The organism is Pseudomonas sp. PB105 (genome assembly GCF_009764655.1).
Lineage (GTDB): Bacteria > Pseudomonadota > Gammaproteobacteria > Pseudomonadales > Pseudomonadaceae > Aquipseudomonas > Aquipseudomonas cyclaminis.
In genome coordinates, this window is the sequence record NZ_RWIO01000027.1 from 50,883 (window position 1) to 74,217 (window position 23,335).

At 60.3% G+C, this 23,335-nt stretch carries 22 protein-coding genes; 9 read left to right on the forward strand and 13 right to left on the reverse strand.

Annotation, left to right across the window (positions count from 1 at the left end):
- Positions 1–29 precede the first annotated feature (29 nt).
- From EJD88_RS05035 to EJD88_RS05060, 6 genes are read right to left on the reverse strand one after another with little or no spacing between them, the layout of a single operon-like run.
- The gene (locus EJD88_RS05035) at positions 30–1,544 is read right to left on the reverse strand and encodes an ABC transporter substrate-binding protein (protein WP_099587344.1); all 1,515 of its coding nucleotides are present in this window, start codon (positions 1,542–1,544) and stop codon (positions 30–32) included.
- A 35-nt stretch (positions 1,545–1,579) separates the two neighbouring features.
- The gene (locus EJD88_RS05040) at positions 1,580–2,551 is read right to left on the reverse strand and encodes an ABC transporter ATP-binding protein (RefSeq protein WP_112194138.1); all 972 of its coding nucleotides are present in this window, start codon (positions 2,549–2,551) and stop codon (positions 1,580–1,582) included.
- Positions 2,548–3,504, reverse strand: coding sequence for an ABC transporter ATP-binding protein (locus EJD88_RS05045; RefSeq protein ID WP_112194136.1), 957 nt, complete (start codon positions 3,502–3,504; stop codon positions 2,548–2,550). Before EJD88_RS05045 ends, EJD88_RS05040 begins: the two co-directional genes overlap by 4 nt.
- Entirely contained in the window at positions 3,501–4,358 is an 858-nt protein-coding gene (locus EJD88_RS05050; RefSeq protein ID WP_158877050.1) for an ABC transporter permease, read from the reverse strand. The genes EJD88_RS05045 and EJD88_RS05050 overlap by 4 nt, the downstream gene beginning before the upstream one ends.
- Positions 4,355–5,302: an ABC transporter permease gene (locus tag EJD88_RS05055; RefSeq protein WP_032888892.1), complete on the reverse strand. Its 948-nt coding sequence runs from the start codon at positions 5,300–5,302 to the stop codon at positions 4,355–4,357. The genes EJD88_RS05050 and EJD88_RS05055 overlap by 4 nt, the downstream gene beginning before the upstream one ends.
- Positions 5,303–5,305: 3 nt before the next feature.
- Positions 5,306–6,193: a proline iminopeptidase-family hydrolase gene (locus EJD88_RS05060; protein WP_099587349.1), complete on the reverse strand. Its 888-nt coding sequence runs from the start codon at positions 6,191–6,193 to the stop codon at positions 5,306–5,308.
- Positions 6,194–6,376: 183 nt separating this feature from the next.
- Between EJD88_RS05060 and EJD88_RS05065 the strand changes: the two genes are divergently transcribed.
- Both EJD88_RS05065 and EJD88_RS05070 read left to right on the forward strand, forming a co-directional pair.
- Positions 6,377–7,141 carry a LuxR family transcriptional regulator gene (locus EJD88_RS05065; protein ID WP_112194134.1) on the forward strand — a complete coding sequence of 255 codons (765 nt, stop codon included), beginning with the start codon at positions 6,377–6,379 and terminating at the stop codon, positions 7,139–7,141.
- Positions 7,142–7,234: 93 nt separating this feature from the next.
- Positions 7,235–8,161 (forward strand): proline iminopeptidase-family hydrolase, encoded by a 927-nt coding sequence (locus EJD88_RS05070; RefSeq protein WP_158877052.1) that lies wholly within the window; start codon positions 7,235–7,237, stop codon positions 8,159–8,161.
- A 185-nt stretch (positions 8,162–8,346) separates the two neighbouring features.
- Here EJD88_RS05070 and EJD88_RS05075 read toward each other — a convergent pair whose 3' ends face one another.
- Positions 8,347–9,849: a nucleobase:cation symporter-2 family protein gene (locus EJD88_RS05075; protein ID WP_158877054.1), complete on the reverse strand. Its 1,503-nt coding sequence runs from the start codon at positions 9,847–9,849 to the stop codon at positions 8,347–8,349.
- A gap of 157 nt (positions 9,850–10,006) precedes the next feature.
- Here EJD88_RS05075 and EJD88_RS05080 point away from each other — a divergent pair, with 157 nt between their 5' ends.
- A complete protein-coding gene (locus EJD88_RS05080) occupies positions 10,007–10,840 on the forward strand; it encodes a nucleoside-binding protein (protein WP_112194128.1) in 834 nt (277 codons plus the stop codon).
- Here the strand turns inward: EJD88_RS05080 and punC are convergent.
- Positions 10,837–12,015 (reverse strand): purine nucleoside transporter PunC, encoded by a 1,179-nt coding sequence (gene punC / locus EJD88_RS05085; RefSeq protein ID WP_158877056.1) that lies wholly within the window; start codon positions 12,013–12,015, stop codon positions 10,837–10,839. The two genes, EJD88_RS05080 and punC, sit on opposite strands and share 4 nt — an antisense overlap.
- Before the next feature lie 122 nt (positions 12,016–12,137).
- Between punC and punR the strand changes: the two genes are divergently transcribed.
- Complete coding sequence (punR, locus tag EJD88_RS05090; protein ID WP_158877058.1) at positions 12,138–13,061, forward strand: DNA-binding transcriptional activator PunR; 924 nt, start codon at positions 12,138–12,140, stop codon at positions 13,059–13,061.
- On the opposite strand, the gene EJD88_RS05095 is transcribed toward punR, so the two are convergent.
- The gene (locus tag EJD88_RS05095) at positions 13,033–14,211 is read right to left on the reverse strand and encodes an acetylornithine transaminase (protein WP_158877059.1); all 1,179 of its coding nucleotides are present in this window, start codon (positions 14,209–14,211) and stop codon (positions 13,033–13,035) included. The genes punR and EJD88_RS05095 overlap by 29 nt on opposite strands.
- Positions 14,212–14,307: 96 nt before the next feature.
- Between EJD88_RS05095 and EJD88_RS05100 the strand changes: the two genes are divergently transcribed.
- Positions 14,308–15,213 (forward strand): LysR family transcriptional regulator, encoded by a 906-nt coding sequence (locus tag EJD88_RS05100; protein WP_158877061.1) that lies wholly within the window; start codon positions 14,308–14,310, stop codon positions 15,211–15,213.
- On the opposite strand, the gene EJD88_RS05105 is transcribed toward EJD88_RS05100, so the two are convergent.
- Together EJD88_RS05105 and fabV are read right to left on the reverse strand one after the other, a co-directional pair.
- Positions 15,210–15,833, reverse strand: coding sequence for an HAD family phosphatase (locus EJD88_RS05105; protein ID WP_158877063.1), 624 nt, complete (start codon positions 15,831–15,833; stop codon positions 15,210–15,212). The two genes, EJD88_RS05100 and EJD88_RS05105, sit on opposite strands and share 4 nt — an antisense overlap.
- A gap of 154 nt (positions 15,834–15,987) precedes the next feature.
- Positions 15,988–17,184, reverse strand: coding sequence for an enoyl-ACP reductase FabV (gene fabV / locus EJD88_RS05110; RefSeq protein WP_112196924.1), 1,197 nt, complete (start codon positions 17,182–17,184; stop codon positions 15,988–15,990).
- Between the two features lie 310 nt (positions 17,185–17,494).
- Here fabV and EJD88_RS05115 point away from each other — a divergent pair, with 310 nt between their 5' ends.
- The 4 genes from EJD88_RS05115 (at position 17,495) to EJD88_RS05130 (ending at position 20,670) form a co-directional block, all read left to right on the forward strand.
- Entirely contained in the window at positions 17,495–18,319 is an 825-nt protein-coding gene (locus EJD88_RS05115; protein WP_099587359.1) for an aspartyl/asparaginyl beta-hydroxylase domain-containing protein, read from the forward strand.
- A gap of 148 nt (positions 18,320–18,467) precedes the next feature.
- Positions 18,468–19,841, forward strand: coding sequence for a nucleotide 5'-monophosphate nucleosidase PpnN (gene ppnN, locus EJD88_RS05120; RefSeq protein ID WP_099587360.1), 1,374 nt, complete (start codon positions 18,468–18,470; stop codon positions 19,839–19,841).
- Positions 19,842–19,963: 122 nt separating this feature from the next.
- Positions 19,964–20,278, forward strand: a complete 315-nt coding sequence (locus tag EJD88_RS05125) for an AbrB/MazE/SpoVT family DNA-binding domain-containing protein (RefSeq protein WP_178117217.1) — start codon at positions 19,964–19,966, stop codon at positions 20,276–20,278.
- Entirely contained in the window at positions 20,275–20,670 is a 396-nt protein-coding gene (locus EJD88_RS05130; protein ID WP_158877065.1) for a PIN domain-containing protein, read from the forward strand. The genes EJD88_RS05125 and EJD88_RS05130 overlap by 4 nt, the downstream gene beginning before the upstream one ends.
- Positions 20,671–20,713: 43 nt before the next feature.
- On the opposite strand, the gene EJD88_RS05135 is transcribed toward EJD88_RS05130, so the two are convergent.
- The gene (locus tag EJD88_RS05135) at positions 20,714–21,043 is read right to left on the reverse strand and encodes a YXWGXW repeat-containing protein (RefSeq protein ID WP_099587362.1); all 330 of its coding nucleotides are present in this window, start codon (positions 21,041–21,043) and stop codon (positions 20,714–20,716) included.
- 443 nt (positions 21,044–21,486) lie between these two features.
- Complete coding sequence (gene mqo / locus EJD88_RS05140; RefSeq protein WP_158877067.1) at positions 21,487–23,133, reverse strand: malate dehydrogenase (quinone); 1,647 nt, start codon at positions 23,131–23,133, stop codon at positions 21,487–21,489.
- Positions 23,134–23,335 lie beyond the last annotated feature (202 nt).

Consider the following 23,335-nt stretch of genomic DNA (forward strand, 5'->3'; position numbering starts at 1 on the left):
CACATTGGTATTGCAGTGTTCTCTAGAACTTAGTTCTTCACCACTTCTTCAAGCGTGAAACGCCCCAGCGGGTTCTGCAGGAAGTTGCTCACGTTCTTGCGAGAGATGTTGATGTAGGGGCTGTAGTACAGGTCGATCCAGTTCACATCCTGTTTCGCCAGTTTCTGCAGTTCGACATACATCTGCTCACGCTTGGCCGGGTCGGCCTCGATACGCGCTGCGGCCACGAGGTCCTTGACCTTGTCGTTCTTGTAGCGGGTCATGTAGTTCTGGTTGGTGTCGTGGCCCAGCACGAAGGTGGTTTTCTGGTCCGGGTCGAGAATGTCGTTGGTCCAGTACATCACCGAAATATCGTACTCACCGTCCACTAGCATCTGCCAGCTTTGGGTCGGGTCGACCTTCTGCAGGTTAGCCGTCACACCCACCTTGGCCAGTTGGTCCTTGATGATCACCGCAATCTGCTCGTCAGCCTCATTGCCCGCGTTGACCACGTAGTTCAGCTTCAAATCCTTGGCACCGGCAGCGGCCAGCAGTTTCTTGGCTTCGGTCGGGTCGTACGGGCGTTGCAGATTGTTGGCGTAGTGGTACAGCGAGCCTTTTGGAATGTAGGAATAAGCCACGGTGCCCTGACCGTAGGTGGCGGTCTTGACCAGCGATTGCTTGTCGATGGCCATGTCCAGCGCCTGACGCACTTCGGGCTTGGCCAGCAGGCCGTGGGCGTGGTTGATCAACAGGTGATCTTCACGGGTGGACGGGTCGGCGTGGATCACCACGTTCTGGTCTTTCTTGAGCTCTTCAACACGGGAGAACGGCACGAAGATCGCTGTGTCCAGTTCGTTGTTCTGCACCATGCGCATGCGCGTGTTGTCGTCGGTCACCGAGACCCATTCCACACCATCCAGGCTGACGTTCTTGGCCTGCCAGAAGTTCGGGTTCTTCTTCAGGATCACCCGATCACCCTTGCGCCACTCTTCCACGGTAAACGCGCCGGACGTCACCGGGTTTTCCGAGTAGGCGTCTTCGCCCATTTTGGTCATGGCTTTTTCCGACAGGATCGAGACCGTCGGCGAAGCCAGTTGCGAGAGGAAAGCCACGGCCGGCGTCTTCAGGGTGACGACCAGGGTTTTCGCGTCGGCGGCCTTGGCCGTGTTGATCAGGTTGAACGGATCGGCCCACAACGAGGCTTTGTTATCGCGGATGCGCAACAGGCTGAACGCCGCGTCTTCAGCGGTGATCGCCGAGCCATCGGAGAATTTCGCATCGCGCAGTTTGAAGGTGTAAGTCAGGCCATCCTTGGAGATGTCCCAGCTTTCGGCGAGGCCCGGTTCCATCTTGGTGCCCAGGTTATCCACGCGCACCAGGGTGTCGTAGACGTTGGCGAACACCCAGGTGTCGCGGTTTTGGGCACTTTTGATCGGGTCGAAGGTGGTGCTGTCTTCACGGCAGCCGATGGTGAGCACGCCAGCGGCCTGAGCCAAACCAGCGGTCAGGGACCAAGCCGTAAGCGTAGCGGCGGCGAGCAACTTCAAGTGACGGGATTGCATGTCATAACTCCTTGTTCATGAATGGCAGGGAAAGGTCAAAGCAAAGGTGCTTCAAGCACGCAACTGTATCGATGCTCGTGCAGGAAATGAGTAGGCGGCAACACCACGGAACACATCGCGCGGGCATACCGGCAACGTGGGTGAAAGGCACAGCCGGTGGGTAAACTCAGTGGGCTCGGCGGCTCACCGGGCAAAGGTTCTGCAGGCAACGGTCGATGGGGATCGATCTCCGGGATCGCCTGGATCAACGCCGCTGTGTACGGATGGCGCGGTGCGCTGAACACCGCCTCCACCGGCCCTTCCTCGACGATCTTGCCCAGGTACATCACCGCCACGCGGTCGCACAGGCGCCGCACGATAGCCAGGTCATGGGCGATAAACAGGATGGCCAGGTTCATGCGCTGTTGCAGTTCCAGCAGCAGGTTGATGATCTGCCCCTGGATCGACACATCCAGCGCCGCCACACACTCATCGGCGATGATCAACCGCGGCTCTACCGCCAGGGCGCGAGCAATGCCCACGCGCTGGCATTGGCCGCCACTGAGGGAGCCGGGCTTGCGATTGGCCAGTTCGGGGCGCAAGCCGACCAGATCGAGCAGTTCGTTGACACGCGCCGGGATGCGCTCGGCCGGAACCTTGCGCTGTACCCGCAGCACTTCAGCGATGGTTTCGCCGATGGTGTGGCGCGGGTTCAACGCCGCATAGGGGTCCTGGAAGATCATCGCCGTTTCATGGCGCAGGCGGGCAATGTCGATGGCACTGCCATGGGCCATGTCGACGCCATCGAACAATACCTGCCCGGCGCTGATCGGGTTGAGGTGCAGGATCGCCCGGCCGAGGGTGCTTTTACCGCTGCCGGACTCGCCCACCAACCCCAGGGTTTCGCCCGCCGCCAGGTTCAGCGATACACCGTTCACCGCCCTCACCCACTGCTTGTTCAGGCCAAACAAACCGCTGCCGGACGCCGCGAAGCGCACCTCCAGATCCTTGATCTGCAACAGGCTCATGGACGCTCTCCCAGCGGATAGTGACAGGCGACGCGCGCGCCTTCGGGCAGCAACTCGGTACATAAGGCGCCGACCTGCGGACAGCGCGGGTTGAACCGGCAGCCATCAGGCAACGCATCCAGCAACGGCGGCTGGCCGGGGATGGTGCGCAACAAGGCGTGGCCGCTGCTGTGGGCCGGCTGGCAGTCGATCAGGCCAGCGGTGTAGGGATGTTGCGGATGGGCCAGCAGGTCGTACTTGCTGCCGTGCTCGCACAGGCGTCCGGCGTACATCACCGCGATGGAATCACAGGTTTGCGCCACCACGCCCAGGTCGTGGGTGATCATGATGATCGACAGGCCACGCTGGTCGCGCAGGTCCAGCAGCAGACGCAGGATTTGCGCCTGCACGGTCACATCCAGGGCGGTAGTCGGCTCGTCGGCGATCAGCACCTTGGGGTTGCAGCCCAAGGCCACGGCGATCATGGCGCGCTGACGCATGCCGCCGGAAAACTCGTGAGGATAATTGTCGACCCGCGCCAGGGGATCGGGAATGCCCACTTGGCGCAGCACGTCGATGGCCAGTCGCCGGGCGTCTTTTTTCGACGCGCCCTGATGCAGGCGAATACCCTCGGCGATCTGCTCGCCGATGCGCATCAACGGGTCGAGGTGGCTGCTGGGGTTCTGGAAAATCATGCCCAGTTGCCCGCCGCGTATGGCACGCATGCCCGCGTCATCCAGTTGCAACAGATCCTGGCCGGCAAGGCGCACCGCACCGCCCTGCACCCGCAGGCTGGGCGACGGCAGCAAGCGCATCAGGCCGCGACAGGCCATGGTTTTGCCAGAGCCGCTTTCGCCCACCAGACCCAGGATTTCGCCTTCGGCGAGGTCGAAAGACACACGATCGACCAGCGTCACATCACGCCCGGCATTGTTGGCGATAACACTGAGGTCGCGCACTTGCAGCAGGCTCATGCGCGATCCCCCAGCACTTGGGCAACGCCATCGGCCAGCAGGCTGAAGCCCATGGCCAGGGTCACGATGGCCAGCCCAGGAAAGGTGCAGATCCACCAGGCCGTGGTGATAAAGGCCTGGCCCTCGGCGACCATCGTGCCCCACTCCGCCGTCGGCGGCTGCACGCCCAGGCCCAGGTAGCTCACGGCGGCGCCGTTAAGCAGCACCAGCACCGCATCGGACATGGAAAACACAATCGAGCCAAACATCGCGTTGGGCAGCAAATGCCGGAACAGGATGCGCCCGTGACCAAAGCCCAGGCTCTTGCCCGCCAGGGCGAAGTCGCTTTCCTTGAGTACCAGGATCTGCGAACGGATCAGCCGCGCATACGAAACCCACCCCACCAGCGCCATGGCGATATAAAAGCTCTTCAAGCCAGGGCCGAGGATGGCCATGATCGCCAGCATCAGCACCAGGAAGGGGAACGCGAGGATCACATCAATCACTCGCATGCAAACACTGTCGAAACGCCCGCCGATATAACCCGAGACTGCGCCCACAAAGGTGCCAATCATGAACGGGAAAATCACCCCGATGATCGCCAGTTGCAGGTCGATGCGTGCGCCCCAAATCACCCTCGAAAGAATGTCACGACCGTAGTTATCAGTGCCAAATGGATGGGCCAGGCTGGGACCGATCAAGCTGAAATCGGTGTTCTGCGCAATCGGATCAAACGGAGCGATCCACGGCGCAAACAGCGCCAGGGCCAACCATATCAACAGGATCAACAGCCCCCACGCGGCCGTCAGCCGGCCATTGCGAAAACCAAAACGCAGGCGCAAGCGCCATGGGGCGATCATCGGGCGGCTGCTCATTGCATCTTCACCCGTGGGTCGAGGGCCACTGTCGCCACATCCGCGATGAAGTTGACCACCACCGTGGCGCAGGCCAACACCATAGCCACGCCCTGCACCACCATGTAATCGCGGGTAAAGATGCCGCGCACCAACAACTGGCCGATACCGGGAATGGCGAACAGGCTTTCGATCACCACCGTGCCGCTGATCAGCCAGCCGATGTTCACCGCCAGCAGATTGACCGCCGGCACCAGGGAGTTGGGCAGCACATGGCGGCGAAACACCGCGGCTTCCGACAGCCCGCGCGCACGGGCGGCGGTGACGTGGTCCGCCTGCAGCTCCATCAACATGCTCGCCCGCAGGTTGCGCACCAGCACCGCCGACAGCGCCAGCGCGATGGTCAGGCACGGCAGGACCATATGGTGCGCCTTGTCCAGCCAGGTGCGACCGTAGCCGGACACGGGGAACAGGCCCCATTTCACACTCAGCAGCAGGATCAGCATCAAGCCCAGCCAAAACGCCGGCATGCCCAGGCCCACCGTGGTGAACACGCGAATCAGGTTGTCCGCCCAGCCACCTTTATTGCGCGCCGCCCAGGTCGCCAGCGGCACCGCGATCAGCAGCGCCAGCACCACGCTGCCGAGTACCAGCACCAAGGTCGGCTCGATACGGGTGACGATCAGCTTCAGCGCGTCGACTTTGTACAGCAGGGATTGCCCGAGGTCGCCCTTGAGCAGGTTCTTGAGAAAGTAGAAATATTGCAGCCACAACGGCTGATCAAGGCCGTACTGGGCGCGGATCTTCAGCAACGCGTCCGGTGTGCTGCGCGAGCCGAGCAAGGCTCGCGCGGGGTCGCCGGGAATGGAGCGCACCAGCACAAAGGTAATCAGGCTGATGCCAAACAGCACCGGCAGCAATTGCAGCGGCCGGGACAGCACAAAACGGTAGCGCGCCAGGTTCATCCGTCAGCCTCGGTGGCGAGCGAGAAAGTCCAGCAGCACCGGGAAATATGCCTGGGGTTCTTCGTAGAACGGCATATGGCTGCTGTTGGGGAATACGTGCAGTTCGGCGTGCTTGGCCGCCATCTTCATGCGCATGGCGCAGGCCGGGGTGAGTTCATCGTGCTGGCCGGTGGTGATCAGGATCGGCATCGTGAAGTCGGCCATCTCGGGGATGCGGTTCCAGTCCTTGAGGTTGCCGACGTAGAGGAATTCGTTGGGGCCTTGCATGGTTTCGTAGGGGCCCATGTTCCAGTCGCCGAGGGAACGTTTGACCGGCTCCGGCCATTCGTCCAGGCGGCACACATGGCGATAGTTGAGCAACGTGATCGCGGCCTGGTACTGCGGGTGGTCGAGCGTGCCCATGGCTTCATGGCGTTGCATCATGGCCACGGTTTCGCTGCCAAGGGCGCCGCGCAGGCGCTCCAGCTCCTGGGACAGGTGCGGAATGTCGCCGACAGTGTTTTCCAGGATCAGGCTTTTCAGCGCGTCGGGGTAATGGATGGCGTATTCAATGCCCAGCCAGCCGCCCCAGGAATGCCCGAGCAAATGCACGCGGCCCAGGCCCAGTGCCTGGCGCACGGTTTCGACTTCTTCGACATAACGGCGGATTTCCCACAGCCCAACATCGGTCGGTCTGGCTGATGCGCCCGTACCAAGCTGGTCGAATGCAACCACTCGCAGGTTATGCGCCTTGAGCCAGCCATGGGCGTCGCGCAAGTAGTCACACGGCAGGCCCGGCCCGCCGTTGAGGCACAACAGCACCTCATCGCCTTCGCCAAAGCTGTAGACCACGAGGTTATAGCCGTCGACTTGCACGTTGTACTGCTGGTCGGGGGCAATTTCACGCCACATGCATACATTCCTTGTGTTGTATCGGCCTGGCGGGTAGCGGCCGTTTGCCAGGCCAACACTACCGAGGATGCCGCGCGTCCATAACCTAGTAGTTCTTATAGGTTTGGCCTGGCAGTCCTTCGCCGGGGCGTGGCATTCTACTTGCAGCAAGTCGAGATTCAAATGAATTCAGGAGCAGAACGGATGCTGGCCAAGCTGACTGCCTTCAACAAACGTCTGATGCCGGGCAGGAGCCTGGACGAGCAGATGGACAACGCCTTTATCCTCGCTCAACAGCTGGGTTTCGATGCGCTGGTCTACGACTACTCGCCCGTGCCGATCGACCAGGACGGCGCCTTGATCACCCCCTCGGTGCTGGAACTGCGCAATACCCCGCCCGACTGGCACGCGTTATGGTGCAGCAAAGGGTTTTACCAGATCGATCCGGTGCAACATCTGGCCCTGAGCACGGTGTCGCCGTTCGTGTGGTCCTACGAAGCCAAGACCGATACCCCGCTGCAAAAAATCATCGATCCGTGCCACGCCCCGGTTTCATCCTACCTGCATGACCAGCAACTGACCTGCGGCGTCAGCGTACCGATCCACCTGCCCCGTGGCGGTTTTGCTTCGCTGACCGGCCTGCGCATCGGTAGCGCCGGCACAGTACTGCAGGAGGCACAGCAGACCCTGTCGGACTTCAGTGTGATTTCCCATGCATTGCAGGAAGCGGCCTACCCGCTGTTCAGCAAGGAACTGCGCACCTACCCCCATATCCACCTGACCAAACGCGAGCGCGAGTGCCTGAAATGGGCCGCCGACGGCCTGACGGCGGCCGAGATCGCCACTCAGTTGAGCCGCTCGCTGGCGGTGGTCACCCTGCATCTGGCCTCGGCAATGCATAAGCTGGGGGCAAAGAACCGCGTCCAGGCGGTGGTTCGTGCCACCCATTACCGCCTGCTGGAAGATTGATCCATCGGCAAAACCTAGCTGTTTTGCTAGTTACCTAAATTTCACGTGCAGACTATCGTGTCCCTGATCCTTTTTTTCAGAGCAGGGTACGAAATGGAATTCATCGAACAAATCCGCGAAGGGTATGCCGCGTTTGGCGACTACCAGACCTGGTACCGCGTAACGGGCGACCTGGCCAGTGGCCGTACACCGCTGGTCGTCATCCACGGCGGCCCCGGCTGCACCCATGATTATGTTGACGCCTTCAAGGACGTCGCGGCCAGCGGCCACGCCGTCATCCACTACGACCAACTGGGCAACGGCCGCTCCACGCATTTGCCTGAAAAAGACCCGTCCTTCTGGACTGTCGATCTGTTCCTCAAAGAACTGGATAACCTGCTGGACCACCTGCAGATCAGCGACAACTACGCGATCCTCGGCCAATCCTGGGGCGGCATGCTCGGCAGTGAACATGCGATCCTGCAACCCAAGGGCCTGCGCGCGTTTATCCCGGCCAACTCACCGACCTGCATGCGCACCTGGGTCAGCGAAGCCAATCGCCTGCGCCAATTGCTGCCGCAAGGCGTGCACGAAACCCTGCTCAAGCACGAAGCCGCCGGCACCTACCAGGATCCGGAATACCTCGCCGCGTCGCGGGTGTTCTATGACCAGCACGTGTGCCGCGTGAACCCTTGGCCGGAAGAAGTGGCGCGCACCTTCGCCCAGGTCGACTCAGACCCTACGGTGTATCACGCCATGAGCGGCCCGACCGAGTTCCATGTGATCGGCAGTTTGAAGGACTGGAAATCCATTGGCCGCCTGTCCGCGATCAAGGTGCCGACCCTGGTAATCTCCGGCCGACATGACGAGGCGACGCCACTGGTGGTCAAGCCGTTTCTGGATGAGATCGCGGATGTGCGCTGGGCGCTGTTCGAAGACTCCAGCCACATGCCCCATGTGGAAGAACGCCAGGCGTGCATGGGGACGGTGGTGAAGTTTCTGGATGAGGCGTGTTCGAATAAAGTGCTTAAAATTGCGTAGATACCGTCTTGACGCTCACCGGGCAAGCGCCCGTTTCGCCCGGTAGCAGCTGTCGAGCGCAAGCGAGGCTGCGTTGGGCGCCCCGCAGATCGCGGAGTGTCAATACGCCCGCTACGCAGCCTCGCCAAGGCTCGACAGCTGCTACGGATGCCAAGGACTCCCGTCGTCGCGTAGCAGCTACCGGGTCAGGCCTGGCTGACCTCAGTTTTTACCGCTTTCTTCGGCACCTGCGCCACTAATGGAATCTCCTTGCCCTCGGCATCAAACAACTTGCCGCCCCTGAAGTAATCCCCGTCCCGCAGGCCTGCAACGTCGTGGAAACCCAAACTGCGCTCAGTCCCTGCCACGAACACCGACTGCTGGTCCGAGTTACCCGCCGTGAAGTGGTTGAACGCCAGATTCAGCAGGATCGCCATGATCGCCGACGAGCTGATGCCCGAGTGAAATATAGTCGCGAACCAGCTGGGGAATTGATCGTAGAAACTCGGCGCCGCGATGGGGATCATGCCAAAACCGATGGAGGTGGCGACGATGATCAGGTTCATGTTGTTGCGGTAATCCACCTTCGACAACGTGCGAATACCACTGGCCGCCACCGTGCCGAACAGCACAATCCCGGCACCGCCGAGCACCGAGGTCGGCACCGCCGCGATGACCCGGCCCATAAACGGCAGCAGGCCGAGGATCACCAGGAACAGGCCACCGGTGGCCACCACGAAGCGACTCTTCACCCCGGTCACCGCCACCAGGCCGACGTTCTGGGCGAATGCACTCTGAGTGAATGAGCCGAAGATCGGCGCGAACATGCTCGACAGCATGTCGGCGCGCAGGCCGTTACCCAGGCGTTTGGAGTCAACTTTGGTGTCGATGATTTCGCCCACGGCCAGGATGTCCGCCGAGGTTTCCACCAGGGTCACCATCACCACGATGCACATGGAAATAATCGCCGCGATGTGGAAGGTCGGCATGCCGAAATGGAAGGGCGTCGGGAAACCAAACATCGGGCCTTGGGTTACGCCGGAAAAGTCCGCCATGCCAAGGAACACCGCGATCACCGTGCCGATTACCATCGCCAGCAGGATCGACAGGCGCGAGATGGTCGCGCTGCCAATCTTGCTCAATAGCAGCACCAGCACCAGGGTCAACGCCGCCAGGCCGATATTGGACATGCTGCCGAAATCCGCCGCACGGCTGTTACCGCCCATGGCCCAGCGCGCTGCCACGGGCATCAAGGTCAGGCCGATGGTGGTGATCACAATGCCGGTCACCAAGGGTGGGAAGAACTTGGTGATCCGCGAGAACACCGGCGTGATCAGCAGCCCGATAAACGACGCGGCCATCACCGCCCCGAGAATCGCTGGCACCCCGCCAGCACCGTCGCTGCCGACAATCGCCACCATGGTGGCCACACCGGCAAACGACACGCCTTGCACCAGCGGCAACTGACAACCAAAAAACGGCAGGCCAAGGGTTTGCAACAGGGTCGCCAGGCCTCCGGCAAACAGCGAGGCGGCGATCAACAGACCAATATCGGCAGGTGACAACCCGGCCGCCTGGCCGACGATCAAGGGTACCGCGACGATGCCGCCGTACATGGTGAGCACATGCTGCAGGCCGTAAGCCATGTTGGCGGCGACGCCGAGATTCTCATCTTCTGGCCGCTGCGGTGACGCCTTCGGGATAGTCATGGTGAGGGGTTCTCTGTTTTTGTTGTGCGGCCACTGTATGCAATGTTAGGACTAGATGTCCATAGAGTTGTATACAATCAATCGAACAAGATACCCTCCGTCGGCGTTACAAAAACAATCCGGCCGTGATGAGCCAGAACGCCAAAGGACCACAACCATGAAAAAGGTATTACAGGGCGCCACCGTTGCACTCACCCTCCTCGGCGGCGGGGAGGCTGTCGCGGTGGAATGGATGAACAACAGCCTGGGCTTTCGCTATGGCCAGCAGTTCACCAACCCGAACAACCCCGACGACTTCAGCAAGCGCATCTACAGCTTCACCCACGCCAGCGGCTACCAATACGGCAGCAATTTCCTGAATCTGGATGTGTTCCTGTCCGACAGCAGCGACCCGCGCAAGGGCACCGATCACGGTGGCAGCGAGGTGTATGCCGTATACCGGCATCAGTTGTACGCCTCACGTGTATTGGATGTGCCGCTGGGCACCGGGCTGATCAAGGATTACGCGCTGACCCTGGGCTTTGATGCCAACCGCAACAACAACTTTGCCTCGGCGAAAAAACGCGCGCTGGTGATTGGCCCGACCTTGAAGTTCAACACCGTGGGCGTGCTGGATCTGAGCCTGATGTACTACAAGGAAAAGAACCACACCGGCATCCCCGGCGCGCAGGAATCGAACCACACCTTCGACGACACCTACCTGCTTAACCTGACCTGGATGCGTCCATTCGAGATCGCCAGCCACGCGGCGAAATTCCAGGGGTTTATCAATTACGTCGGGGAAAAAGGTGAGGACTACCATGGCCGCGACACGGCGCCGGAGGCCTTGATGCGCACAGCGTTGATGGTGGCGGTACGGCCGGGTAAAAGCGTGAAGCCGAACCTGTACCTCGGGGTGGGTTACGAGTACTGGCATAACAAGTTCGGTGTAGACGGCGGCCGGGGCAGCCGCACGTCGACGCCGACGGTGAATATGGAAATAACGTTCTAGGCAGCGGCCAACTCGGAGTCGTCCGCCTTCGGCCGCGCCAGCCAGTAGCCCAACACCGCCAGTGGCGCGGTCGCCAGCATCACGATCACGGTAATCAGCAGCGGTTGCTCGATCATCGACGACACCAGCAGGCTGCTGAGGAAACACAGGCCCAGTTGCAAGGTGTTTTGCAGCGCCGCCGCCTTGCCGGAGTTTTCCGCAAACGGCATCAGCGCATTCGCTACCACAATCGGATAACTCGCACCGTTGACCAACGCCATCAGGCAGAACGGAATCAGCAACGTGGTGAGGGTCGGCACGGTCAAGGTCGCAACCAGGTACAGCGCCAGCATGCTGATGCAATAGGCCACCAACAACCAGGGCAGCAGCGTTTTGCCCTGGAAACGCTGCAGGGCACTGCGACAACTGTAGCCACCTACCAGAAACGCCAGTGTCGGCAGTACGTAGCTCAGGCCGATGTCATTCGGGCTGTAGCCCATGTCGCCAAGGATGAAGGGCGAAGCGGTCAGCCAGGCAAAGAAACTCGCGGAGCAGGCAGCGAAGATCATTACGTTGCCGGTGAACACCCGAGACGTCAGCAACTGCGTATAACCCAGGCGCGATGGTGCTTCAGTCTGCAGCTTCGGCACGCTGCGCAGGAACAACGTCGGCAGCAGCAACAGCAGCGAAACGCCCAGCAGCACCCCGAAGATCGCCTGCCAACCGAAGTGATTCAGCACCATCGCGCCCAGCAGCGGCGCCAGGGCCGGCGACAGCGACATCAACGGCATGATGCTGGCGAACACCCGGTGAGCCTTGTCGGCCGGATAGCGATCAATCACCAGCGCCTGCCAGCTCACGGCAGCCGAGCACACGCCAATCGCCTGCATAAAACGCAAGGCCAGCAGTTGCGGTGCTGTCTCGACCCAGAACATCCCGGCGCAGCCCAGCACAAACAGGCTCAAGCCTGCGAGCAGAATGGGCTTGCGGCCCAGGCGGTCGGACAACGGCCCCCACAACAACTGTCCCAGGGCAAAGCCGGCGAGGAAAATGCTCAAGCTGGCACCCACCGCGCCCGCGCCAATCTGCAACTGCTCGCCCATGGCGCCGAACGCCGGCAAGTACATATCCATGGCCAGATAACCGAGCATGCTCAGCCCCGCCAGATACCAAGTGAAACCAAAAGAATTTTTCATTGAAGCCTTGTCGATGCTGCCATCAAACTATTTGCTGACTGGCGCCCATTATGAAGCTGACAGATTGCGTGTGAAGCGATAATAATTGGACACTCCTATCAATAATTTTGAAGACAAGCATTATGTGGTCTGAATACTCCCTGGATGTCGTCGATGCGGTGGCGCGCCACGGCAGCTTCAGCGCCGCCGCTCAAGAATTGCACCGCGTCCCATCGGCTATCAGCTACACGGTGCGCCAGCTTGAAGAATGGCTGGCGGTGCCGCTGTTTGTGCGGCGCCATCGCGACGTCGAGCTGACCCCCGCAGGCCGTCTGTTTATAGACGAAGCCCGAGGCGTGATGAAAAAAATGCTCGGCACGCGGCGATTGTGCCAGCAGGTGGCGAACGGTTGGAGCGGCCAGTTGAAGGTGGCCGTGGACTCCATCGTCAAACCTCTGCGCTGCCGGCAATTGGTGCTGGATTTCTATCGACAGTTTCCCGAGGTGGAATTGTTGCTGGAGTACGAGGTGTACAACGGCGTGTGGGATGCCCTGGCCGATGAGCGCACCGACATTGTGATCGGCGCCACCAGCGCGGTGCCGGTGGCCAGTCACTTCACTTTCCGCGACATGGGCTTGTTGAACTGGCTGTGTGTGGTCAGCGCCAGGCATCCATTGGCGGCCGTGCAAGGCCTGCTCAGTGATGACCAACTGCGCCCGTTCGCCTCGCTGTGCATGACCGACACCTCACGTAACCTGCCCAAGCGTGATACCTGGACGCTGGATAACCAACGGCGGCTGGTGGTGCCGAACTGGGCATCCGCCATCGATTGCCTGCGCGATGGCCTGTGCGTCGGCATGGCGCCGGCGCATCAGGTGTTGCCATGGATCGAACGCGGTGAACTGGTGGCGCTGCAATTGACCCGGCCCTTCCCTGCCAGCCCGTCGTGCGTGGCCTGGGCACAGAACAAACTGTCCCCGGCCATGGCGTGGTTGCTCGAATACCTGGGCGATAAAGAAACCATGAACCAGGAATGGCTCAATGGACCTGATCCAATAACCGGGTGATGGCCCGCACGATCATCTCGACCTCTTTGGCATCCAGGGTCAGCGGCGGCAACAGGCGAATGACCTTGCCCCGCGTCACGTTGATCAATAGCCCATGTTCCTGGGCGGCGCGCTGGGCAAGGTCGCGGCAGGGGCTGGCCAATTCGATACCGATCATCAAGCCCTGCCCGCGAATCGCCAGCACCTGCGGGTGCTCGTCCAATTCCATGCGTAACCGCGCCAGCAAGCGTTCGCCTTGTTGCGCAGCGTTCTGCAACAGGCCCTGCTCGTCGATGATGTCCAGCACGGTACAGCCCACCCGACACGCCAGCGGGTTGCCGCCGAAGGTGCTGCCATGGCTGCCCGGCGTGAACAACTGAGCGACCGCCGTCCGGGCCAGGCAGGCGCCAATGGGCACGCCGTTGCCGAGGCCTTTGGCCAGGGTCATGACGTCCGGCACGATGCCTTCGTGCTGGAACGCAAACCACGCGCCGGTACGGCCGATGCCCGTCTGGATTTCATCGAGCATCATCAACCAGCCATGGCGCGTGCAGTGGTCGCGCAAGGCTTGCAGGTAACCCGGTGGGGCTGGCAACACGCCACTTTCGCCCTGGATCGGCTCCAGCAAGACCGCCGCGATCCGCGTACCAAGGGTTTTGGTGAGCGCTTCGATGGCCGCCAGATCACCAAACCGGACTTTGAGAAAATCCCCAGGCAAGCGCTGAAAACCAAGACGCACCGATGGCCCATCACTGGCGGCCATGGTGCCGAGCGTGCGGCCATGGAAGGCGTTTTCCATCACCACCACCAACGGTTCTTCGATGCCTTTTTTCCAGCCGTGCAATCGCGCCAGTTTCAGTGCGGTCTCGTTGGCTTCGGCGCCGGAGTTGTTGAAGAAGGCACGGTCCAGGCCGGACAGTTGTGTCAGGCGCTGAGCCAGCCGCTGCTGCCAGTCGATGCTGTAGAGGTTGGAGGTGTGCAGCAACAGGCCGGCTTGCTCGCTGATGGCTGTCACCAGTTTCGGGTGGGAGTGACCGACGTTGGTTACTGCCACGCCCGCTACCGCGTCCAGATATTCTCGGCCCTGCTGGTCCCATAGGCGTGTGCCCAGGCCACGGGTAAAACTCAAGGCCAAAGGTTGGTAGGTGGTCATCAGGCAGGCGGCAGTCATGGTGGCAGGCTCCGGTTGGGGTGGTTGAAGTATCGTTAGCCACCTCAGCTGGATAAACTGCACTTTCCTGCAATGACTTTAAATCAGGGATTGATAATGGATCTGTTCCAAGCGATGTCGGTTTACGTGAAAGTGGTGGAGACCGGCAGCATGACCGCCGCCGCCCACGCGTGCGGGATGTCGACCACCATGGTCGGCAACCACCTGCGCGCCTTGGAGCAACGCCTGGGCGTCAGCCTGCTCAAGCGCACCACGCGCAAACAGAGCCTGACGGAGTTCGGTGGCCAGTATTACCAGCGTTGTCTGGAAGTGCTGGGGCTGGTGGCCGATTCCGAGCAATGGGCTGAACAAGCCCACAGTGAAGTTCCCAAAGGCACCCTGCGCATCACCGCCCCACCTGCCTTCGGCACCGAACGCCTGGCGCCCGCCTTGAGCGAATTCTCCCTACGCTACCCCCTGATCAAACTGTACGTGGTGCTCAGCAATCAGCGCATGGACATGGTCGACAGCGGCTTTGACGTCGCGATCCGCCTGGGGGAACTGGAGGCGTCGAGCCTGATCGCGCGGCCGATGCAGGACTACACCATCACCCTCTGCGCCTCACCGCACTACCTGGCACGGCGCGGCACGCCACAGACGCCCGAGGACCTGCAACACCACGACTGCCTGGCCTTCGCCTACCCGTCCACCGACGACTGGCGCAATGCAGACAAGCTCTGGCGCATGACCGGCGCAGAGGGCGAAGTGGAAATCCCGGTGTCCGGCTCGCTCACCATCAACAGCTCCCAGGCCCTGCGCCAGGCGGCGGTGCAAGGCATGGGCATCGTCATGCTGCCCGACGCCCTGGTACAACCCGACCTGCAGACCGGCAAGCTGGTGGCATTGCTGACCACCTACCAACTGCCCAGCCGCCCCATGCACTTGTTGTACGGCCAGGACCGTTATCGCCTGCCAAAGCTGCGCGCCTTTGTCGATTTCGCCCTGGAGAAGTGGGCGCGCTAGAACCCCACGCCCAACTCACGCAGCCGAGCCGCCGTGTGTTCAGCCGACACATGGTGAATGCCTCGCCAGCCGAGCGCGACGGCAGCGTCGACATTGTCGGCAACATCGTCGATAAACACGACTTCCCCTGGCTGGATATCGGGCAAATAGGCACGAACCTGACTGAGGCTGGCGTCGTAGATCGCCGGATTGGGCTTGATCAGCTTCAATTCGCCAGACACCACTATGTCGCGAAAACACTTCAGGAATGGGTAGTTGGCCCGGGCATAGGGAAAGGTTTCGGCAGACCAGTTGGTGAGCCCGAATAACGGCATGTTGGCCGTATGCAGCGCCTTGAGAATCGCCACACCGTCAGGCAACGGACCACGCAGCATCTCGTGCCAACGGTCGTAGTACGCGGTGATCAAGGCTTTATGGTGCGGGAATTGATCGACCAGCACTTGCGTGGCTTCGGCCAACGGCCGGCCAGCGTCCTGCTCGGTGTTCCAGGCCTGGGTGCAGATGGTATCGAGGAACCATTGCCGCTCGTGTTCGTCGGCAATCAGCTTGCGGTACAGGTGTTGCGGGTTCCAATCGAACAAAACACCGCCGAAATCAAAAACTACTGCACGAATCGTCATCAGATCCTCCGTTAGCGTGGCCGATAGCGGGGGAAGTCTGGCAGATTGAGGCGGGAATGGGAGCGCAACGGCGTGTAGGAATGTTCCCATAAGGAAGCATCTACACCAATCAAATGTGGGAGAGGATTGCTCCCTCCCACAGTTTCAACCGCGTTTAGGCCTGGACCAGACCGTTGATCTTGACGGTCGGGTTCACATCAGCCTCGTAATCCACGCCATCGATTTCAAAGCCGAACAAGCGCAGGAACTCTGCCTTGTAGCCGGCAAAATCGCTGATCTCGTTGACGTTTTCGTCGGTAACCTGATTCCACAGTGCCGCAACGGCGTCCTGGACCTTTGGCTCCAACTCAGCCAGGTCGGCACGCAAACGACCGTCGGCGTCGAGTTTCGGCTCGCTGCCGTACAGGCTGTCTTTGAACAGGCCGTAGACTTGCTCGATGCAGCCCTCGTGAGTGCCCTGCTCTTTCATCACGCGGAACAGCAACGACAGGTACAACGGCATGATCGGGATCGCCGAGCTAGCCTGGGTAACCACCGCCTTGAGTACCGACACACGGGCGTCGCCTTTCAGTGCGGCCAGGTTGTCGCGCAGGGTCAGGACTTTCTTGTCGAGGTCTTTCTTGGCTTCGCCGATGGAGCCGTTCCAGTAGATGTCCTGGGTCAGCTTCTCGCCGAGGTAGGTGAACGCAGTGGTCTTGGCGCCTTCGGCCAGGACGTCGGCGTCACGCAGGGCGTCGATCCACAATTGCCAGTCAGCGCCACCCATGACATTCACGGTGCCGTCGATTTCTTCCTGGGTCGCAGGCTCAAGGGTGGTGTCGACCACAACGCCTTTGTCGGTATTGATACCGCGCAGGGTCACGGCTTTGCCGATCGGCTTGAGGGTGGAGTTATACACTTCACCGGTTTTAGGATCGGTACGGCGTGGCGCGGCCAGGCTGTAGACCACCAGATCGATCTTGCCCAGGTCTTTCTTGATGGTTTCGATGGTCAGGCGCTTGATGTCGTCGGAGAAAGCGTCGCCGTTGATGCTCTTGGCGTACAGACCTTTTTCGACGGCAAACTTCTCGAACGCAGCACTGTTGTACCAGCCGGCGGAGCTGAGCTTGCCTTCTTCGCCTTCTTTCTCAAAAAACACGCCCAGGGTATCGGCGCCGCAGCCAAACGCAGCACTGATGCGCGCGGCCAGGCCGTAGCCGGTGGAAGCGCCGAGGACCAGCACCTTCTTGGGGCCGCCTTCGATGACGCCGTTTTCAGTTACGTAGTTGATCTGCTCTTTGACGTTCGCTTCACAGCCAACAGGGTGAGCGGTCACACAGATAAAGCCACGAACCCGCGGTTTGATGATCATAAAAATTTCTGCCTCTTCCAAGGTGCCGAAGGCCAATGGTGGCCATTCAACTTCAATCGTACCGGTCTATGACGCCCGAAAAACCGAAGCGTCACGATAGACGTAAATCTTCCGTTTACAAAATCCAATCCACACACGGCTGGCAAGGCTTGAAAACGGTGCAAAGCCTTCACAAATTCGCACTATTTAATACGCCCTTGCGTCGCAGAACGTCTTATCATGACGCAGTTGTTTCAATATGTTTCAAAAACCCCACCACTCGCGGCCACGGATCCGACTGTCGAATGGCGTCCTCCTGGAGCTGAGTTGCATGAACAAGCCTGCTTTGCGTAAAAAAGCGGTATCGGTCGCCTGGGTACTCGGCGTGCTGCTGATTATCGATGTATTCCCCGAAACCACACTGGTGTTCCTCTGCCTGGTACTGGTGTGCGGTATTTACGACTTCCTGCGTAACGGCCTGTATGACAAGAGCACCATCAAGAAATACTTTATTGGCAGTGGCCGCAACACCTGGCTGTTGGCGCCGTTCAACACGCTGTTCGACCTGCTGAGTTCGCGTAACCGCCACGTTTACACGATGCATGACCTGCCACTCGCCTGGCGACAGGACCTGCAACAGGTGATCGACGACGCTATGGCGCACAAGGATGAAATCATCGGGTACCTGGACGAACGCATGGCCGAGAAGAAGCGCGGCATGTTGTTTTTCCAATGGTACGGTCGGCCGATCGAGACCACCCTGGACATCCCGAAACTGCGGGAGAAACTGCCGTTCGTGAAGACCATCGGTGTGTCCGTCTTCAACGAAAACCGCTCGACCTCCTTTCACTTCGGCCCGCTGCGCATGATGTTTCGCGTGCTCTACAACATGGCGCCGGCGCCCCATCACGAGGGCGTCTACATCCAGGTGGGCAAGCACAAGCATTACTGGCATGACGACCCGCTGTTTATCTTCGATGACACGCTGATGCACGCGTCCTTCAACAAAAATGACGCCAAACGTTACTGTCTGTTTATCGATATCGTACGGCCGACGCCGTTGCCGTCCGTGCTCAACGCCGTGATCGCTGGGTTTTCGGGGATGGTCTTTACCCTGCGTCGGGTTTTCTACAAAAACTGGAAGCTGATTCAGTAAGTTCTGCGGCATGATGGGGGTGGACGGTATTTGCGCTGGGCCCTGCGCCTGAGGTAAATATCCGGATCGTGCGACCGTTTACGGCGCCCACCATTCTCAAGCCATCGCGCCTCCACGGCTGCGGTGGCTGTGCTTTCAAGGAATCAGAATGCTCCAACGCCAAGTCATCAATGCCTCCGTCAGCCCCAAGGGCAGCCTCGAAACCCTGTCCCAACGTGAAGTCCAGCAACTGAGCGAAGCCGGTACCGGCAGCATCTATACCCTGTTCCGCCAGTGCGCCCTGGCGATCCTCAACACCGGCGCGCACATCGACAACGCCAAGACCATCCTCGACGCCTACAAAGACTTTGAAGTGCGCATCCATCAGCAGGATCGTGGCGTGCGCCTGGAACTGCTGAACGCGCCAGCCGACGCGTTTGTCGATGGTGAAATGATCGCCAGTACCCGTGAGATGTTGTTCAGCGCCCTGCGCGACATCGTCTACACCGAGAACGAACTCGACAGCCAGCGCATCGACCTGAGCAACTCCCAGGGCATCACCGACTACGTGTTCCACCTGCTGCGCAACGCCCGCACGCTGCGTCCGGGCGTGGAGCCGAAGATCGTGGTGTGCTGGGGCGGGCACTCGATCAATACCGAAGAATACAAATACACCAAGAAAGTCGGCCACGAACTGGGGCTGCGCAGCCTCGACGTGTGCACCGGTTGCGGCCCCGGCGTGATGAAAGGCCCGATGAAGGGCGCAACCATTTCCCACGCCAAGCAACGCATCACCGGCGGGCGCTACCTGGGCCTGACCGAGCCGGGCATCATCGCCGCCGAAGCGCCGAACCCGATCGTCAACGAGCTGGTGATTCTGCCGGACATCGAAAAACGCCTGGAAGCCTTTGTGCGTGTCGGTCACGGCATCATCATCTTCCCGGGCGGTGCCGGCACGGCTGAAGAGTTCCTGTACCTGCTCGGCATCCTGATGCACCCGGACAACCGCGACGTGCCCTTCCCGGTCATTCTCACCGGGCCGAAACAGGCCGCGCCGTACCTGCAACAGCTGCACGCCTTCGTCGGCGCCACCCTCGGCGAAGCGGCGCAGGCGCACTACCAGATCATCATCGACGACCCGGCCGAAGTGGCCCGCCAGATGACCGCCGGCCTCAAGGCGGTGAAACAGTTCCGCCGCGAGCGCAACGATGCGTTCCATTTCAACTGGCTGCTGAAAATCGACGAAGGCTTCCAGCGCCCCTTCGACCCGACGCACGAGAACATGGCCAGCCTGCAACTGAGCCACACGCTGCCACCCCACGAACTGGCGGCCAACCTGCGCCGGGCCTTCTCGGGGATCGTGGCGGGCAACGTGAAGGACAAGGGCATCCGCCTGATCGAAGAGCATGGCCCGTACGAGATCCATGGCGACCCGGCCATCATGAAGCCGCTGGATGAGCTGCTGCAGGCGTTTGTTGCCCAGCACCGCATGAAGTTACCGGGCGGCGCGGCGTATGTGCCTTGTTATCGCGTGGTGCAATAAGGCAACAGGGCTGGCGGTAGGTCATAGTTTGTATCGCTTTGGCCCATGGCCAAGGGTGTGAGTACGGGGAATCCGGACTAGGGTTTGACTATTGCGACTCACTCACACCTGCGAGCCACCCTATGGACCAACGGATATTGTCCTCCATCATTCCTTACCCTAAGGTAAGGAGCATCATGTTGGAGATACTCACTATGGCCACCGCCACACTCACCTCGAAAGGGCAAATCACCATCCCCGTACAAGTCAGGACCGCACTCGGCCTCGAAACAGGAGACCGCGTCGAGTTTGTCGAAATGGAAGACGGCAAATTTTCGATCATTGCAGCGAGCAAAACGGTGCAGGACCTCAAGGGGCTGATCCGCAAGCCTGCAGAAGCGGTGTCCATTGACGATATGAACCGTGCCATCGCTGCGCGGGGAGCGAATGGCGGATGATCGGGCTGGATACCAACGTACTGGTGCGCTACGTCACCCAGGATGATCCGGTGCAGTCCCCCAAGGCATCCGCGCTGATCGAATCCCTCACCACCCTTGCGCCAGGCTTTGTCAGCCTGGTGTCCGTGGTGGAGTTGGTCTGGGTGTTACAAAGCTGTTACCCGTGCACGAAGAGTGACGTGGTCACCGTTCTGGAAACGTTGCTGCGCACCCGTGAGCTGACCATCGAACACGCTGAAGTCATCTGGCAGGCGCTTCGGCGATTCGCGGCGAACAACGCTGATTTTGCCGACTGCCTGATAGAACGCTGCGCCCACGCAGCCGGGTGTGAATACACCGCGACCTTTGATCTCAAGGCCGCCAAGACGGCGGCTATGAAACGACTGACCTGAGTCACGGCGTTGCGGCACCGGGCAGGTTTTGTTGATACGAGGCTCAGCGAACCCAACCCCCTACCTGCCAGTGATACCCGTCATTGCGCGGCACCCAGTGCGGATGCACATAGCGATAGCCTTCGCGCACCGGCTCCCAGTGGCCGTGTACCGCCACGTATCGTCCGCCTTCCCAGCGCCAGTAACCGCGCGACCATATGTAACCTTCGCGCACAGGTGGCTCGACTTCAATCACCTGCACCGGCGGCGGTTGCGGCGCAACCACCTCGACATATTCACGTTGCGGCGGCCGGCGCTCATGCACCACACGCTCTTGCACACACCCGGATGCCGCGACGACCACCGCCGCCAATGCCGCATAACGTAGCAACATAGAAAACCCTCGGGCGCTGACGCCCAACACCTGCACCAGTAAAAAAATCCTCCTGTGTTGCAGCCGCGCTCCTGCGTGGCATGGGTACTTTTTTAACAGGCAGTATCTGTCAGGTTGCTGAACCCAAGGGCATCAAGAGGCACATGCGACAGTCGGTCGTTTCGACCGTACCAGCACCAGGCCTGCGATCACTACGGCAATACCGGCAGCGCAAACCATTTGGCGCTGCATCTGCATGAGCAACTGAAAAAAGGCTTCAATATTTGAATACTGATCTTCAAGAACCGCTGAACGTTAGCGGTTAAACGTGCAGACCAAATTCCCAGGCTGGCTTGAATGAAGCGCTTGCGCACTTAACACGCACAAAAAAACCCGCTGACCGTTATCGGTTCAGCGGGCTTTTTGTTACCGGTAGGGTCCTGATTCAGCCCCCCACGAGCGATTTACAGCGCCAGGTCAGACGCCGGCTTGCTCGGCTCAGCCGCAGGCTTGGCAGCCTCGGTCGCCTTGGGAGCAGCCTTCGCCGGGATTACCGGCGGTGTAGGCAGTTGCAGGATATTGGCGGTGTAAGCCCATTCCTTCGCAACAGCTTCAGGGCTGTCATTCAGCTTGGTGCCGTAGCTTGGCACGATCTGGTGCAGTTTTTCCTGCCAGGCCGGGGTAGCGACCTTGTCCTTGAACACTTTCTGCAGCACGGTCAGCATGATCGGAGCCGCGGTGGACGCGCCTGGCGATGCACCCAACAGGCCTGCAATGGTGTTGTCGGCGGAGCTGACCACTTCGGTACCGAGTTTCAGGACGCCGCCCTGCTCTTCGTCACGCTTGATGATCTGCACGCGCTGACCGGCTTGCCACAGGCGCCAGTCGGATTGCTTGGCGTTCGGGAAGTACTCTTGCAGCGCCTTGAAGCGGTCGTCATCGGACAGCATCAGTTGACCGGCGAGGTACTCGACCAGTGGGTATTCACGAATACCAACCTTGGTCATCGGCCAGATGTTGTGGGTGGTGGTGCTGGTCAGCAGGTCCAGATACGAGCCTTCTTTCAGGAACTTGGTCGAGAAGGTCGCGAATGGGCCAAACAGGATCACGCGCTTGCCATCCAGCACGCGGGTGTCGAGGTGCGGAACCGACATCGGTGGCGCGCCAACCGAAGCCTTACCGTAGGCCTTGGCCAGGTGCTGCTCGGCAATGGTCGGGTTATCGGTCACCAGGAACGAACCACCCACTGGGAAGCCAGCGTATTCCTTGGCTTCAGGAATGCCCGACTTTTGCAGCAGGTGCAGTGCACCGCCGCCAGCGCCGATGAACACGAACTTGGCGTCGGTTTCAGTCTTGGTGCCGTCTTTCAGGTTTTTGTAGCTGACACGCCACGAACCGTCGGCGTTCTTGGTGATGTCCTGCACTTCGCTCGACAGCTTCAGGTCGAACTTAGGCGTGGTTTGCAGGTGAGCAACGAACTGGCGGGTGATCTCGCCGAAGTTCATGTCGGTACCCAGCGGGCTCCAGGTGGCCGCGATTTTCTGGTTCGGGTCACGCCCTTCCATCATCAGCGGAACCCACTTGGCGATCTGCGCCGGGTCTTCGGAGTACTGCATGCCGGCGAACAACGGGCTCGCTTGCAGGGCTTCGTAGCGCTTCTTGAGGAACTTGATGTTGTCATCGCCCCACACAAAGCTCATGTGCGGAGTGGTGTTGATGAACGAACGCGGGTTCTTCAGCACGCCCTGCTGGACCTGCCAGGACCAGAACTGACGGGAGATCTGGAACGCTTCGTTGATCTCGACCGCTTTCGGGATCTCAACGTTGCCGTTCTTGTCTTCCGGGGTGTAGTTCAGCTCAGCCAGGGCCGAGTGACCGGTACCGGCGTTGTTCCAGCCGTTGGAGCTTTCTTCGGCCACGCCATCGAGGCGCTCGACCATTTCCATCGACCATTCCGGTTCCAGCTCGTTAAGCCAGACACCCAGGGTCGCACTCATGATGCCGCCGCCGATCAGCAGCACATCGACTTTCTTTGCCTCTTCCGCGTGAACGGACGTGATCCCCATCGACAAAGCCAGCCCCAGCAGGGCAGTGTTTACTTTCTTAAACATCAGTAGCACCTATGATAAAACGCCATCCGCCCCGCTACCCCGGAGAACGGGCAACCCTCGATCACGCTACGCCAGGCAACGTACCGCGGGGTTTGCACATTCACACGAGGGCCGCAGGGTGGGCACACAAGGCCGACGTATCGACCTCACTTTTATGTCCCTTCTGCGCTGACTTCTTATCATTATTGGCTTCAGCTACCTG

Coding starts and splice junctions, on each gene's coding strand:
- EJD88_RS05135 (WP_099587362.1), bottom strand. CDS start 21,043: ATGTTGCTACGTTATGCGGCATTGGCGGCGGTGGTCGTCGCGGCATCC.
- EJD88_RS05115 (WP_099587359.1), top strand. CDS start 17,495: ATGAACAAGCCTGCTTTGCGTAAAAAAGCGGTATCGGTCGCCTGGGTA.
- EJD88_RS05080 (WP_112194128.1), top strand. CDS start 10,007: ATGAAAAAGGTATTACAGGGCGCCACCGTTGCACTCACCCTCCTCGGC.
- EJD88_RS05105 (WP_158877063.1), bottom strand. CDS start 15,833: ATGACGATTCGTGCAGTAGTTTTTGATTTCGGCGGTGTTTTGTTCGAT.
- EJD88_RS05035 (WP_099587344.1), bottom strand. CDS start 1,544: ATGCAATCCCGTCACTTGAAGTTGCTCGCCGCCGCTACGCTTACGGCT.
- EJD88_RS05060 (WP_099587349.1), bottom strand. CDS start 6,193: ATGTGGCGTGAAATTGCCCCCGACCAGCAGTACAACGTGCAAGTCGAC.
- punR (WP_158877058.1), top strand. CDS start 12,138: ATGTGGTCTGAATACTCCCTGGATGTCGTCGATGCGGTGGCGCGCCAC.
- mqo (WP_158877067.1), bottom strand. CDS start 23,133: ATGTTTAAGAAAGTAAACACTGCCCTGCTGGGGCTGGCTTTGTCGATG.
- EJD88_RS05065 (WP_112194134.1), top strand. CDS start 6,377: ATGCTGGCCAAGCTGACTGCCTTCAACAAACGTCTGATGCCGGGCAGG.
- EJD88_RS05075 (WP_158877054.1), bottom strand. CDS start 9,849: ATGACTATCCCGAAGGCGTCACCGCAGCGGCCAGAAGATGAGAATCTC.
- fabV (WP_112196924.1), bottom strand. CDS start 17,184: ATGATCATCAAACCGCGGGTTCGTGGCTTTATCTGTGTGACCGCTCAC.
- EJD88_RS05125 (WP_178117217.1), top strand. CDS start 19,964: ATGGACCAACGGATATTGTCCTCCATCATTCCTTACCCTAAGGTAAGG.
- EJD88_RS05040 (WP_112194138.1), bottom strand. CDS start 2,551: ATGAGCCTGTTGCAGATCAAGGATCTGGAGGTGCGCTTCGCGGCGTCC.
- punC (WP_158877056.1), bottom strand. CDS start 12,015: ATGAAAAATTCTTTTGGTTTCACTTGGTATCTGGCGGGGCTGAGCATG.
- ppnN (WP_099587360.1), top strand. CDS start 18,468: ATGCTCCAACGCCAAGTCATCAATGCCTCCGTCAGCCCCAAGGGCAGC.
- EJD88_RS05055 (WP_032888892.1), bottom strand. CDS start 5,302: ATGAACCTGGCGCGCTACCGTTTTGTGCTGTCCCGGCCGCTGCAATTG.
- EJD88_RS05050 (WP_158877050.1), bottom strand. CDS start 4,358: ATGAGCAGCCGCCCGATGATCGCCCCATGGCGCTTGCGCCTGCGTTTT.
- EJD88_RS05070 (WP_158877052.1), top strand. CDS start 7,235: ATGGAATTCATCGAACAAATCCGCGAAGGGTATGCCGCGTTTGGCGAC.
- EJD88_RS05095 (WP_158877059.1), bottom strand. CDS start 14,211: ATGACTGCCGCCTGCCTGATGACCACCTACCAACCTTTGGCCTTGAGT.
- EJD88_RS05130 (WP_158877065.1), top strand. CDS start 20,275: ATGATCGGGCTGGATACCAACGTACTGGTGCGCTACGTCACCCAGGAT.
- EJD88_RS05100 (WP_158877061.1), top strand. CDS start 14,308: ATGGATCTGTTCCAAGCGATGTCGGTTTACGTGAAAGTGGTGGAGACC.
- EJD88_RS05045 (WP_112194136.1), bottom strand. CDS start 3,504: ATGAGCCTGCTGCAAGTGCGCGACCTCAGTGTTATCGCCAACAATGCC.